The following is a 12,719-nucleotide window of genomic DNA, read 5'->3' as shown; positions in this document are numbered from 1 at the left end:
GCGGAGCGCCGGAATTCTTGGGGTTACTCGGCGGCGTGCTGGCGCGCGGCTTTTTTCTTGGCGTGGGCAAGCAGGCCGTCGCGGACCCAGGCGCCGTCGTCCCAGGCTTTGTTGCGGGCGGCGAGGCGGTCCACGTTGCAGGGGCCGTTGCCTTTGATCACTTCGAAGAACTCGCTCCAGTCCGGGTCGGTGTAGTCGTAGTGGCCGCGCTCCTCGTTCCATTTCAGGTCCGGATCGGGGATGGTCAGGCCCAGGTATTCGGCCTGCGGAACGGTCTGGTCGACAAACTTCTGACGCAACTCGTCGTTGGTGTTCATCTTGATCTTCCAGGCCATCGACTGGGCGGAATGGACCGAGTCCTTGTCGGAGGGGCCGAACATCATCAGAGACGGGTACCAGAGGCGGTTCAGCGCATCCTGCGCCATCTTCTTCTGCTCCGGGGTGCCCTCCGCCATCTTGCGGATCGCGTCATAGCCCTGGCGCTGGTGGAAGCTTTCCTCCTTGCAGATGCGGATCATCGCGCGGGAGTAGGGGCCGAAGGAGGTCCGCTGCAGCGGCACCTGGTTCATGATCGCGGCGCCATCCACCAGCCAGCCGACCGCGCCGATGTCGGCCCAGTTCAGCGTCGGGTAGTTGAAGATCGACGAGTACTTCATGCGGCCGTCCAGCAGCATCTCGGTAATTTCGTCGCGGGAGACGCCCAGGGTCTCCGCCGCACAATAGAGGTACAGGCCATGGCCCGCCTCATCCTGCACTTTGGCCAGCAGGATCGCCTTGCGCTCCAGCGTCGGCGCGCGGGTGATCCAGTTGCCCTCGGGCAGCTGGCCAACGATTTCCGAATGCGCGTGCTGGCCGATCTGGCGGATCAGCGTTTTGCGGTAGCCTTCGGGCATCCAGTCCTTGGGTTCGATCTTCTCGCCCGCGTCAATGCGGGCCTGGAAGGCGGCCAGCTTTTCCGGATCGTCCTGGGTCGCTTCGGATTTGATCATCTGAGCATACATGTCTGGGACCTCCCCTAGAGTTCGTTACACGCGTTCGAGGATCAGGGCGGTGCCCTGTCCGACGCCGACGCACATGGTGCACAGGGCGTACCGCCCGCCGGTGCGCTGCAATTGGTAGGCGGCGGTCAGCACCAGCCGCGCCCCGGACATGCCGAGCGGGTGGCCCAGTGCAATTGCACCGCCGTTGGGATTAACATGGGGCGCATCGTCCGCGACGCCAAGTTCGCGCAGTGTCGCAAGGCCTTGCGAGGCGAATGCCTCGTTCAGCTCGATCACGTCCATCTGGTCGATGGTCAGGCCAGTGCGGGCCAGAACCTTGCGGGTGGCGGGAACCGGGCCGATGCCCATGATGCGCGGCTCGACCCCTGCGGCGGCCATGCCGACGATGCGGGCCATTGGTTTCAGGCCGTTTTTCGCGGCCGCGGCCTCATTTGCCATCAGGATCGCCGCAGCACCGTCGTTCACGCCGGAGGCATTGCCTGCGGTGACGGTCTTGTCCGGGCCGTTGACGCCCTTGAGGCCTGACAGCTTCTCCGCCGAGGTGCCGGGGCGGGGGTGTTCGTCGGTGTCCACAACCAGATCATCGCCCTTGCGCTGGGGGATGGTGACCGGGGTAATCTCGTCCAGGAAAATGCCACCCTCATGCGCGGCAGCCCAGCGGGCCTGGCTGCGGGCGGCGAATGCGTCCTGATCTTCGCGGGAGACGCCGTAGTCTTCGGCCACGTTGTCTGCGGTCTGCGGCATCGAGTCGGTGCCGTACATTTCCTGCATCTTCTTGTTCACAAAGCGCCAGCCGATAGTGGTGTCATAGACCGCGTTGGCGCGGGTGAAGGCAGAGGCGGCCTTGGGCATCACAAAGGGGGCGCGGGACATGCTCTCGACGCCGCCGGCAATGGCCATGTCATAATCGCCCGCCTTGATCCCGCGCGAGGCCATCCCGACCGCATCCATGCCGGAGGCGCAAAGCCGGTTGATGGTGGTGCCAGGCACGGAGGTCGGCAAGCCCGCCAGCAACGCCGCCATACGGGCCACGTTGCGGTTGCTTTCGCCGGCCTGGTTGGCATCGCCAAAGATCACGTCGTCCAGGCTGCCCCAGTCCACGTCCGGGTTGCGCGCGGCGAGCGCGGCAATCGGGAGGGCGGCAAGATCATCAGTGCGCACCTGGCTCAGCGCGCCGCCATAGCGGCCGATCGGGGTGCGGGTGGCATCGCAGATGAAAGCATCCATGGGTGTTCGCGTCTCCTGTGGCGGCGGCAGGAAAAGCCGACCGTTGGGTCGGTGATAAGCCGGAAGATGATTCGCGGCAAGCAATTTGTAACGAAAAATTCGATCTTGATGGAAACTTGTAACGAGTTAGTGCGGAGCTGTCCGGGCAGGGGGGCGCCCCCATCCCGCGGGGCTCCCTGAAGCATGCACGCTAAATAAAGGTCCGGGTAGTTACTGCGGTACTTGTCCGCGGTATCGTTCTGTCAATTCAGGCGCCACATCATCAGCCTCGTAGACCCCCAGCAGGATACCCTTGCGCCCGGACTTGCCGCGGCGCGCTTTGATCTGAGTATCCGAAAGGGTGATCCGCTGCGACATCCTGAGGCCCCATTCCAGCAACCGGTCATACATCAGGTCGATGATCGCCTGGTGAGCGCCGTCCTTTGCGAGATCCACCAGTTCATCCGGATCATTTTCCATGTCGAACAGCATCGGCCTGAGCCCGCCCTCTGCGTGCATGAATTTCCAGCGCTTGTCGGTGACCATGAACAGCCGTGCATCCCTCGGCTCCAGGCCCAGCTTCTCGCTAAGCGGCATGGTGGAATAGTCGAACTCAGCAATGGCAAAATCCCGCCAGTCCGGGCTTTCACCGCGCAAGAAGGGCGTCAGTGAGCGCCCCTCCAGGATATGCGGCGCAGGTTCACCACCAGCCGCCTCCAGGAAGGTTGGCAGAAGGTCGATTGCTTCAACCAGCTCATCGCAGGTGGTGCCGCGGGTGGCATCGGCCTCCGGGCGCGGGTCATAGATGATCAGCGGGACCTTGATCGAGGGCTCGTGGAACAGGTTCTTTTCGCCCAGCCAGTGATCGCCCAGATAATCGCCGTGATCCGATGTCACCACAATCATTGTGTCCTGCATCCGGCCAGTTTCCTCCAGCCAGTTGAACAGCCGCCCTATCTGGTCATCGGCCTGCTTGATCAGCCCCATATAGGCGGGGATCACCTTTGCCCGCACTTCGTCGCGGCTGAAGGTTTTGCCGATCTGGTTATTCATCATACCGCCGAACACGGGGTGCGTGTCCTCGCGCTCCCCTTCCGAGCGCACGACTGGCAGCACATGCTCCTTCCCGTACATATCGTGGTAGGGCGCGGGCACGATGTAGGGCCAATGCGGCTTGATATAGCTCAGGTGCGCGCACCACGGGCCCTCTGCCTGCGCGATGAAGGCCATCGCCTGAGTGGTCAGCCAGGGCGTTTCGCTGTCTTCCTCGGCGATATTGGCGGGCTTGTCCGCATTGATCATGAACCAGCCGGAGGCGATGTCATTCCCGTCTATCCCGGCATTGGCAAAGTCGTTCCACGGGTTTTCCCCCGGATAGCCTCTTTCCTTTAGGTACTCGTTGTAAGGGCTGCGCTTGCTGTCGTAGAAGCCGTCCGGCCCCTCTGCCCACAGCCCGTCATCGCGCACCCAAGGGTCAAAGCCGCATTCCGACTGGCGCACGCCAATCACACTGTCCGGTGCCAGCCCCAGCCGCTGCATCCCGTCTGCATCCGCAACCATGTGCGTCTTGCCGATCAGGTGGCAGCTCATGCCCGCTTTGCGCAAATGATCGCCCATGGTCCACTCGCCCACCCGCAAGGGATAACTGTTGAACTGCACCCCGTGGCTGGAGGGGTAACGCCCGGTATAGCTCGACATCCGCGAGGAGCCGCAGGTTGGCGACTGCACATAGGCGCGGGTAAACCTCACGCCCCTGGCGGCCAGCCCGTCGATGTGCGGCGTCTGCAAATGCGGATGGCCGGCGCAGCTCAGATAGTCGAACCGCAGCTGGTCGAACATGATATAGAGGATGTTCATCGGCGCCTCCCGCTCAGTGCTGCAGTATTAATAAACAAGTGAAGCAATTTTGGCGAGGGGATCTTCTTGACGGGCCCTGTATCAGCCTGAACTATGACGCCTGATTTTCTATTCCCAACGGCATTCATGACCTGTCCATCAATCCCCGCCGCGATCCGCCCTGCCGGAATGAATGACTGCTCCAGCCTTGCGGCCCTATCGGTCGAGGTCTGGTCCAGCACCTACTTGCGCAATGGAATCAGCGGGCATTTCGCGGACTATGTGCTGGCGCATTATACGCCTGCACGTTTCGCCGAGGCCCTGCAAAACCCTGCAGAGCGCCTGCTGGTTTCACAGAACCGGGATGGCATCGACGGCTATATCCGCGTCACGCACGGGCGGCCCAGCCCGGTTGGAGGGTGTTCGTGCACTGAGATTTCCACGCTTTACGTTCAGCCGCGGCACCATGGGCGCGGCATCGGAATCTGCCTGCTGCAGGCCGGGCTTCAACTCTGCCGGTCAAACGGCTGGGACGCTCCTTGGCTCAGCAGCAATTCCGAGAACTCCCGCGCAATCTCCTTCTATCTGCGCAACGGGTTTGAACATGCCGGGCTGACAAGTTTCAGGATCAGCGAATCCGAATACGCCAACGACGTGCTGCAATACTCCTCTCTCTGAAGCCCCGGCCAAATCTTCAACCGCCTTTCCAATGCGCCGGCAGACAGGATGCGAACGGGCCCGAAGCCTGTGCTTCGGGCCCGCCATGGCACCTGGTGGCGCCCGGGCCTGGCGGCCCGGGCGCAAGGGGATCCGGCGCTGATGTCAGCTCACCGCTGCAAAGCCTGCATCAAGGGCAGAGAGGATGGTGCTGGCCTCCGCCTCGCTCAGCACCAGCGGCGGCGACAGGATGATGTTGGGGCCGGAGACCCGCACCATGGCGCCTGCGTCATAGGCCGCTTCCTGCAGTTTGCCGATGGTCTTCTTGTCCACGGCCGCCTTGGTGGTGCGGTCGGACACCAGCTCGAGCGCGCACATCAGGCCGTGGCCGCCACGGACGTCGCCGATCAGCTCGTATTTCTGCTGCAGCGCCAGCAGGCCCTGGTGGATCTGGGTGCCGCGGGCGGCTGCGTTTTCCGTCACGTTCAGGCGTAGGGTCTCTTGAAGGCAGGCTAGGGCGGCAGCCGCGCCGACCGGGTGGCCGGAGTAGGTGTAGCCGTGGCCGATGGCCGCCTTGCCGCTGGTGTCCTTCTCGAAAGTTTCGGTCATGTGGTCTGCAATCATCACCGCGCCAAAGGGGAAGTAGCCGTTGGTGATCGCCTTGGCGGTGGCCATCATGTCCGGCTGCACGCCCCAGTGGCGCGAGCCGCTCCACGATCCGGTGCGGCCGAAGGCGGCGATCACCTCATCCGCAATCAGCAGGATGCCGTTTCTGGAGCAGATCTCGCGCACCCCGGGCATGAAGCTGGCGTGCGGCGGGATCACCCCGCCGGCCCCCAGGACCGGCTCCATGATGAAAGCGGCGATAGTGCCTGCGCCCTGAAAGGCGATCTCGTCCTCCAGAGCCTGCAGGCAGAGCCGGGCCAGGCGTTCCGGATCGGTCTCGTTAAAGGGGTTGCGGTAGGTGTAAGGCGCCGGGATGTGGAAGCAGCCCGGCAGCAGCGGTTCGTACTGGGTTCGGAAGTTTGCGTTGCCATTCACTGAAGCCCCGCCCATGTGGGTGCCGTGGTAGCCCTTCTTGAGGCTCAGGAACTTGGTGCGGCCTTCCTCGCCGCGGATCTTGTGGTACTGGCGTGCGAGCCGCAGGGCGCTTTCCACCGAATCCGAGCCGCCGGACGTGAAGAAGGCGCGGGTGAGCCCGTCGGGTGCAAAGAACTTGCGCAGCTCCTCGGCCAGCTGGATCACCTGGTCGTTGGTGGTGCCGCGGAAGGTGGAATAGTATGGCAGCACATCAAGCTGCGCCGCGATGGCATCCTTTACAGGCTGGCAGGAAAAGCCGAGGTTCACGTTCCACAGGCCGCCGACAGCATCGACAACTTCATGCCCGTCGATGTCTGTGATCTTCACCCCCTGAGCCGAGGTGATGATGGCAGGCGGGTTGGCCAGGCTGTCGCCCGGGTGTGCCATGGGGTGCCAGAGGGATTTGGCGTTGTGCTCTTTCAGGAAATTGGAGTCTTTCATGAGGTAGCTCCTGGATGCGGCCTGGTTTGGGCCGGTGAAGAGGTCAGGCGGTTTCGTCCTGCGGGAAGCCCGCTGGAGCGGACCCTCCGATGCGGTAGGTGAGGGTGGCGCCTGCGCGGCGCAGGGCGGCTGGGATCAGTTGTTTCTGTTCTGCTGTCATGCGGGAGGCGGGGGCGGCCACCGCCAGGGCGCCGATCACCTTGCGGTCCGGATCAAATATTGGAACCGCGTGGGAATGAACGTCTTCTTCAAAGCCGCCGACGGACACGGCAATGCCGCTTTTGCGGATGCCGTCCAGCTGAGCGCGGATTTTCTCCGGGTCAGTGAGTGTCTCCGGGGTGCGGGCCTCCAGCGGCTGGGACAGTATGGCCTCGGCGAAGTCCGGTTCCGCAAAAGCCAGAACTGCCATGCCGGAGCTGGTGCCGTGGAACGTCAGCACCTTGGCGTCCTCCATCATAACCCTGGTGGCGTTGCGCGGAGAATAGGCGTGAGACAGCGAATTGAGCTGGCTTCCTTGCAAAAGCGACAGATGGGTGGTTTCACCGGTCTCATCGCTCAGTTCACGCAGCACCTGGCGGGAAACGGAGAGGATCGGCACCGCGGCCTCGCGCAGGGCTGCAAGACGCAGAACCTGGGGGCCCAGCCGGTAAGAACGGTCGCTGCCCGTCTGTTCTACAAAGCCTGATTCCTGAAGTTCGTTCATCAGCCGGTAAACGGTTGCCTTATTCATGCCGGACAAGCGTGTGAGGTCGCTGAGCCCGATCCCGGTGCGGCCGTGATTGAAATATGCCAGCAGTGACAAGGCTTTGGATACGGTTCCCATGCGCCGATTGAAGCTCCCTGTTTGAACTGTCCGGTCGGTCTTCCCGGGGTGGCAGTCCCGGGATGCGGTTTGAATGACAGATAGAAGGCCTGGCTGTCAATTAAATAAACCAACGGTTCATATATTGAACCGTTTGGCAGTGCCAGTACGAGCGTCGGGGCCGCAAAACTCTTGTCGGCCTCGGCAGTGATCAGCTGCGTGGGGTTTGGTATATGCCGAACGCCAGGACAGACCCGTGAACAACCCTATGCCGCGGCTGCCGGGTTGCCTTGGGGGCGGGGGCACGCCGGAACTTGCGGGTCGAACATGCGTTGCGGCAGCCGAGTTGAACAAGCCGGGCAGAGAATAGGCGGGCAAGGCGAATGCAGAGCAACCGGGCGCGCGGCGGCGGCAGGCTGGCCTGCGGGATAATATGTTTCAAAAAGTTTTCATTTTGCCAAGATTCTGTTACGCAACAATCAGCGTAACCGGCCGCCGGACACTAGAACGCCGCGACGCGGGGTTTCCTGGCCGTCGGCGGCCATTGGGGCTTGGCGCCGGTCCGGGTGCTGTGCCTAATCTATTGGGAACCGGGCGCAGGCACTGCCGCCGCGGGAGAGAGAGGAAGACCGGATGAGTGAAGCCATTGCATACGAGCGCGTCGGTGATATTGCCGTCCTGAAGGCGCAGAACCCGCCTGTGAATGCGCTGGGCATTGATGTGCGCAAAGGGTTGCTGGCCGGGATCGAGCGTGCTGAAGGCGAGGGCGCCAAGGCGGTGCTGATCTTCGGTGAGGGCAAGACCTATTTCGCGGGTGCCGATATCCGGGAATTCGGCAAGCCGCCGCAGGAGCCTTATTTGCCGGGCTTGTGCAGCCGGATTGAGGCCTCGCCGCTGATTGTGGTTTCCGCCATGCATGGCACTGCGCTGGGCGGCGGGCTCGAGGTGGCCTTGTCCTCGCATTACCGGATTGCGGTGCCTTCGGCCAGGATGGGACTGCCGGAGGTCAACCTGGGCATCCTGCCCGGCGCGGGCGGCACCCAGCGGCTGCCGCGGCTGACAGGGGCTGAGGCGGCGCTGGAGATGATTACCACCGGCCGCCACATCGGTGCGGCTGAGGCGCTGGACAAGGGCATCATCGACCGAATAGAGGAGGGCGAGCCGCGCGAGATTGGCCTCGCTTTTGCGCAGGAACTGCTGGATGCGGACGCCCCGCGCCGGGCTGTTGGGGAAATGCCTGCGCCGGAAGCCGTGGATTTTGATGCCATTTATGAAGCGACGCTGAAGAAAGGCCGCGGCCAGCTGTCTCCGGCAACGGCTGTGCGCGCGGTGCAGGCGGCAGTTGAAGCAGAGAGCTTTGAAGCCGGTCTGAAGCGTGAGCGCGCGCTGTTCACGGAACTGATGGAGTCGGACCAGCGGCAGGGGCTGATTCATGCCTTCTTCTCCGAACGCGCAGTCAGCAAGCTGCCGGAGCTGGAAGGAGTTGAACCCCGTGACGTATCCTCAATGGGGGTGATCGGCGGCGGCACGATGGGCGCGGGTATTGCCACCGCGGCCCTGCTGGCCGGGCTTCCGGTGGTCCTGATCGAGATGACGGAGGAAGGTGTTGCCGCCGCGCGCGGCCGGATTGAGGGCAATCTGCAGGGTGCCCTGAAGCGGGGTAAGATCACACAGGCGCAATATAATCAGCTGACCGGCGGGGCGCTGACCGTAGCCACGGATTATGCAGCACTCGGACAGGTGGATCTGGTGGTCGAGGCCGTGTTCGAGGACATGGGCGTTAAGCGCGAGGTCTTTGGCAAGCTGGATGCGCATTGCAAGCCGGGGACGGTGCTGGCGACCAACACCTCTTATCTGGACGTGGATGAAATCGCCGCGGCAACCTCCCGCCCGCAGGACGTGATCGGGTTGCATTTTTTCTCGCCCGCGCATGTGATGAAGCTGCTGGAGGTCGTGGTAGCGGAAAAGACCGCTCCGGAAGTTCTGGCGACCGGCTTTGCACTCGGCAAGCGGCTGAAGAAGGTGGCGGTGCGCTCCGGCATTTGCGACGGGTTTATCGGCAACCGGATCATGAACGCCTATCGCAAGGCGGCGGAATATGTGGTGCTGGACGGCGCCTCGCCCTATCAGGTGGACAAGGCGGTGACCGGGTTCGGCTTTCCGATGGGGCCGTTTGCGATGGGCGATCTGGCGGGGCTGGACATCAACTGGGCGGCCCGCAAGCGCCGTGCACCCACGAGGGATCCGCGCGAGCGGGTGCCGCGCTTCTACGAGATGCTCTGCGAGGGCGGTGACTTCGGCCAGAAGACCGGCAAGGGGTTCTATGTCTACGAAGCGGGCAAGCGCGGCGGCGTGCCGAACCCGAAGGTTGCGGAACTGATTGCCAAGGATCAGGAACAGCAGGGTGTTTCCCCGCAGGCGTTCTCGGACGCCGAGGTGCTGCGCCGTTACATGTGCGCCATGGTCAATGAGGCCGCCAAGGTCGTGGGGGAGGGCATCGCCCGCCGTCCGCTGGACGTGGATATGGTGATGCTGTTCGGCTACGGCTTCCCGCGGTTTTGGGGCGGGCCGCTGAAATGGGCCGACCTGCAGGGGCTGGATGGCATCCTGGCCGATATCCGGTCATATGCGGCAGAGGATGATTTCTTCTGGCAGCCCGCGCCGCTGCTGGCGCAGCTGGTGGCAGAAGGCAAAACCTTCGATTCACTGAACAAGGGCGGCTGAGCAGGCGGGCGGGCGCCCTTCCGGCCCGTCGAGGGCCGTCAGGGCGCGGCCCGGCTTTGCCGGTCTGGACACGCAACCGCTGACCTATCACGAGAAAGCGCCGCGCGGAACGCGCGGCGCTTGGCCCAACAAGAGCGGCGCATCTTTGATGTGCCCGGCGATTGACGGGAGTTTTCGCCGCTTACGTCCAAGTACCTTCGGTGGCGGAACGGATCTTGCGGATGTTCTCGCCGTAGACCTCCGGCTTGTCCACGGACCCGCCCTTGAACACCGCGGACCCTGCGACCAGCACGTCGGCGCCGGCTTCGGCCACCAGCGGCGCGGTGGTCGGGTCAACGCCGCCGTCGATTTCGATATGCACCGGACGGTCACCGATCATCGACCGCAGGCGGCGGATCTTGGCGGTCATGTCGAGGAACTTCTGGCCGCCGAAGCCCGGGTTCACAGTCATAACGCAGACCAGATCAGTCAGGTCCAGCAGGTGCTCCACCGCTTCGGCCGGTGTGCCGGGGTTCAACGCCACGCCTGCCTTCATGCCGGCAGCACGGATTGCTTGCAGGGTGCGGTGGATGTGCGGGCCTGCCTCGATATGGGCGGTCAGCACGTCGGCACCGGCGTCGGCATAAGCGTCGATGTAGGGATCGACCGGTGCGATCATCAGGTGCACATCCATCACCGTCTTCACATGCGGGCGGAATGCCTTCACCGCCTGCGGCCCGAAGGTGAGGTTCGGCACGAAATGCCCGTCCATCACATCCACATGCACCCAGTCTGCGCCTTGGGCTTCGATAGCCTGGATCTCCTGGCCGAAGTTGGCGAAATCGGCGGACAGGATAGAGGGCGCGATCTTGATATTGCGGTCAAAGGACATCTGGCGGCTTCCTTTTGCAAAGGGAAAAGAGGAGTCGCAGGCCGTATAGACTGTCCGGCCTGCTGTGCACAGGGCAGATTATGCTGTTGCCCGGTTTTGCCTCAGGGAGTGCCTGGAGGTTGCGCCGGAACGCGTTACAAAACTTTCACGGCAGTGACACAAGAGCTTTGAGCTGGGCCGGTAGGCAACTCCCGAATGACAAGGGAGCGCCCCGGTGCTGCGCATAGACAAACTGACCAAACGGTTCGGCGGCAAGATTGCGGTGGATACCGCCACGCTGGACATCGACAAGCCCTGCATGATCGGCATCATCGGCCGCTCTGGTGCGGGCAAATCCACTCTGTTGCGAATGCTGAACCGGCTGGAGGATGCCAGCGGCGGCCGCATCCTGTTCGAGGGGTGCGAGATAACGGGGCTGAAAGGCAAGGACAAGCGCGCCTGGCAGTCCGATTGCGCGATGATTTTCCAGCAGTTCAACCTGGTGCCGCGGATGGATGTGGTGTCCAACGTTCTGCACGGCACATTGAACCGCCGCAATGCGATGGCGACGCTGTTCAACCTCTATCCAATGGCGGATATTCACAAGGCGATCGACATCCTCGACCGCCTTGGCATTGCCGAACATGCGGCCAAGCGGGCTGAAGCGCTTTCAGGCGGCCAGCAGCAGCGGGTGGCGATTGCCAGAGCGCTGATGCAGGACCCGAAAATCATTCTGGCGGATGAGCCGATTGCCTCGCTCGACCCGATGAACGCCCAGACCGTGATGGAGGCGCTGCGCCGCATTCACGAGGAAGACGGGCGTACTGTCATTGCCAACCTGCACACGCTGGACACCGCGCGCCGCTATTGCGACCGGGTTGTCGGCATGCGCGACGGGCGCATTGTCTTTGACGGGCTGCCGGAGCAGCTGACAACAGGCGTGGCCCGCGAGATCTACGGCGCCGGAGAGGAATTCTCCGAGGCCGCCACCTCGACCGAGATTGAAACGCTGGAACAGGCGGATGCGATGCGCGCTGCCATTCCCGCTGAGTAACCCGTGACCCTGAATGCATCGACCCGGCGGGCTGCTCTGCCGGGACCCAACCGGAGAGACATGAGATGAAGAAACTGATTGCTGCCGTTATGGCAACCACTGCGCTGACCGCTCCTGTTGCGGCCGAAGACATCACCGAATTCCGCATCGGGATCATCGGCGGTGAGAATGCCCAAGACCGTTTGAACAACAACGAATGCCTGCGCGCCTACACCGAGCAGGAGCTTGGTGTCGAAACCAAGCTGTTCGCGCCGGCCGACTACAACGGCGTGATCCAGGGCCTGCTGGGCGGCACCATCGACATGGCTTGGCTGGGTGCCTCCGGCTATGCCAAGACCTACCTGACCGACCCCGAAGCGGTGGAGCCGGTTCTGGTCAAGGTCAATACCGACGGCGGCTACGGCTATTACTCGGTTGGTTTTGCCCGCAAGGACAGCGGCATCACCTCGCTGGAAGGCCTGAAAGGCAAGACCTTTGGCTTCGGCGATCCGAACTCCACCTCGGGCTACCTGATCCCGTCGATCGAGATCCCGAGCAAGATCAATGCCTCCATGGACTCCGGCGACTACTTCGGTGAAGTGAAGTTCACCGGCGGCCATGAACAGACCATCGTTGCGGTCGCCAATGGCGACGTGGATGGCGGTGTGACCTGGGCCGACGGCCTGGGCGAGTGGGAAGATGGCTACCAGTCCGGCGCCCTGCGCCGCGCCGTGGATGCCGGCCTTGTCGATATGAACGACATGGTGGAGATCTGGAAATCCGCCCCGATCCCGGAAGGCCCGGTGGTTTTGCGTAAAGCGCTGCCGGCAGAAGTAAAAGCCAAGATGACCGCGCTGATGGACAACCTCAGCGAGACCGACCGTGATTGCTTCTATGGTGTTGCGGCAGGTGAAGCCAAGAGCTTCGACCCGATCACTCATGAAGCCTATGAGGTGATCATCGAGGCCCGCAAGCTGAAGTCCCAGTAATTTCAGCCCAGCACGTATTTAATTGTGCTCTGCGGGGTTCCGGGCCGGTCTTGGAACCCCGCAATTTCCTGGATGGGCCCAGTATCACCCATCCCCAGAA

General features: G+C 63.0%; 10 protein-coding genes. 4 read left to right on the top strand and 6 right to left on the bottom strand.

Translation table 11 applies throughout. The annotated features are described in order from the left end of the window. Positions 1-23 precede the first annotated feature (23 nt). The 3 genes from paaA to N6L27_RS10115 all read right to left on the bottom strand — a co-directional run bounded on the left by paaA (position 24) and on the right by N6L27_RS10115 (position 4,064). Complete coding sequence (gene paaA, locus N6L27_RS10125) at positions 24-1,001, bottom strand: 1,2-phenylacetyl-CoA epoxidase subunit PaaA (RefSeq protein ID WP_271907133.1); 978 nt, start codon at positions 999-1,001, stop codon at positions 24-26. Between the two features lie 24 nt (positions 1,002-1,025). Next, complete coding sequence (pcaF, locus tag N6L27_RS10120; protein ID WP_271907132.1) at positions 1,026-2,228, bottom strand: 3-oxoadipyl-CoA thiolase; 1,203 nt, start codon at positions 2,226-2,228, stop codon at positions 1,026-1,028. Between the two features lie 210 nt (positions 2,229-2,438). Continuing rightward, on the bottom strand, positions 2,439-4,064 hold the full coding sequence (locus N6L27_RS10115; RefSeq protein WP_271907131.1) for a sulfatase-like hydrolase/transferase: 1,626 nt from the start codon (positions 4,062-4,064) through the stop codon (positions 2,439-2,441). A gap of 126 nt (positions 4,065-4,190) precedes the next feature. Here N6L27_RS10115 and N6L27_RS10110 point away from each other — a divergent pair, with 126 nt between their 5' ends. After that, positions 4,191-4,721, top strand: a complete 531-nt coding sequence (locus N6L27_RS10110; protein WP_271907130.1) for a GNAT family N-acetyltransferase — start codon at positions 4,191-4,193, stop codon at positions 4,719-4,721. Between the two features lie 144 nt (positions 4,722-4,865). On the opposite strand, the gene N6L27_RS10105 is transcribed toward N6L27_RS10110, so the two are convergent. Next, positions 4,866-6,221 (bottom strand): aspartate aminotransferase family protein, encoded by a 1,356-nt coding sequence (locus N6L27_RS10105; protein ID WP_271907128.1) that lies wholly within the window; start codon positions 6,219-6,221, stop codon positions 4,866-4,868. A gap of 43 nt (positions 6,222-6,264) precedes the next feature. Next, positions 6,265-7,044, bottom strand: coding sequence for an IclR family transcriptional regulator (locus tag N6L27_RS10100; RefSeq protein ID WP_271907127.1), 780 nt, complete (start codon positions 7,042-7,044; stop codon positions 6,265-6,267). Between the two features lie 612 nt (positions 7,045-7,656). Between N6L27_RS10100 and N6L27_RS10095 the strand changes: the two genes are divergently transcribed. Next, complete coding sequence (locus N6L27_RS10095; RefSeq protein WP_271907126.1) at positions 7,657-9,747, top strand: 3-hydroxyacyl-CoA dehydrogenase NAD-binding domain-containing protein; 2,091 nt, start codon at positions 7,657-7,659, stop codon at positions 9,745-9,747. 181 nt (positions 9,748-9,928) lie between these two features. Here N6L27_RS10095 and rpe read toward each other — a convergent pair whose 3' ends face one another. Further along, entirely contained in the window at positions 9,929-10,618 is a 690-nt protein-coding gene (rpe, locus tag N6L27_RS10090) for a ribulose-phosphate 3-epimerase (RefSeq protein WP_271907125.1), read from the bottom strand. Positions 10,619-10,832: 214 nt separating this feature from the next. On the opposite strand from rpe, the gene phnC reads away from it, so the two are divergent. Continuing rightward, a complete protein-coding gene (gene phnC, locus N6L27_RS10085; protein WP_271907124.1) occupies positions 10,833-11,651 on the top strand; it encodes a phosphonate ABC transporter ATP-binding protein in 819 nt (272 codons plus the stop codon). A gap of 65 nt (positions 11,652-11,716) precedes the next feature. Next, entirely contained in the window at positions 11,717-12,619 is a 903-nt protein-coding gene (gene phnD / locus N6L27_RS10080; protein ID WP_271907123.1) for a phosphonate ABC transporter substrate-binding protein, read from the top strand. The last annotated feature ends 100 nt before the right edge of the window (positions 12,620-12,719 follow it).

Source organism: Leisingera sp. SS27, assembly GCF_028368855.1.
Classification (GTDB): domain Bacteria; phylum Pseudomonadota; class Alphaproteobacteria; order Rhodobacterales; family Rhodobacteraceae; genus Leisingera.
The sequence above is the reverse complement of the archived record's forward strand: the minus strand, read 5'-3'. Positions and strand labels throughout refer to the sequence as shown.

What these genes read in the sequence shown, in the direction of transcription:
- paaA (WP_271907133.1), bottom strand. Translation starts at nt 1,001, where the DNA reads ATGTATGCTCAGATGATCAAATCCGAAGCGACCCAGGACGATCCGGAA.
- pcaF (WP_271907132.1), bottom strand. Translation starts at nt 2,228, where the DNA reads ATGGATGCTTTCATCTGCGATGCCACCCGCACCCCGATCGGCCGCTAT.
- N6L27_RS10115 (WP_271907131.1), bottom strand. Translation starts at nt 4,064, where the DNA reads ATGAACATCCTCTATATCATGTTCGACCAGCTGCGGTTCGACTATCTG.
- N6L27_RS10110 (WP_271907130.1), top strand. Translation starts at nt 4,191, where the DNA reads ATGACCTGTCCATCAATCCCCGCCGCGATCCGCCCTGCCGGAATGAAT.
- N6L27_RS10105 (WP_271907128.1), bottom strand. Translation starts at nt 6,221, where the DNA reads ATGAAAGACTCCAATTTCCTGAAAGAGCACAACGCCAAATCCCTCTGG.
- N6L27_RS10100 (WP_271907127.1), bottom strand. Translation starts at nt 7,044, where the DNA reads ATGGGAACCGTATCCAAAGCCTTGTCACTGCTGGCATATTTCAATCAC.
- N6L27_RS10095 (WP_271907126.1), top strand. Translation starts at nt 7,657, where the DNA reads ATGAGTGAAGCCATTGCATACGAGCGCGTCGGTGATATTGCCGTCCTG.
- rpe (WP_271907125.1), bottom strand. Translation starts at nt 10,618, where the DNA reads ATGTCCTTTGACCGCAATATCAAGATCGCGCCCTCTATCCTGTCCGCC.
- phnD (WP_271907123.1), top strand. Translation starts at nt 11,717, where the DNA reads ATGAAGAAACTGATTGCTGCCGTTATGGCAACCACTGCGCTGACCGCT.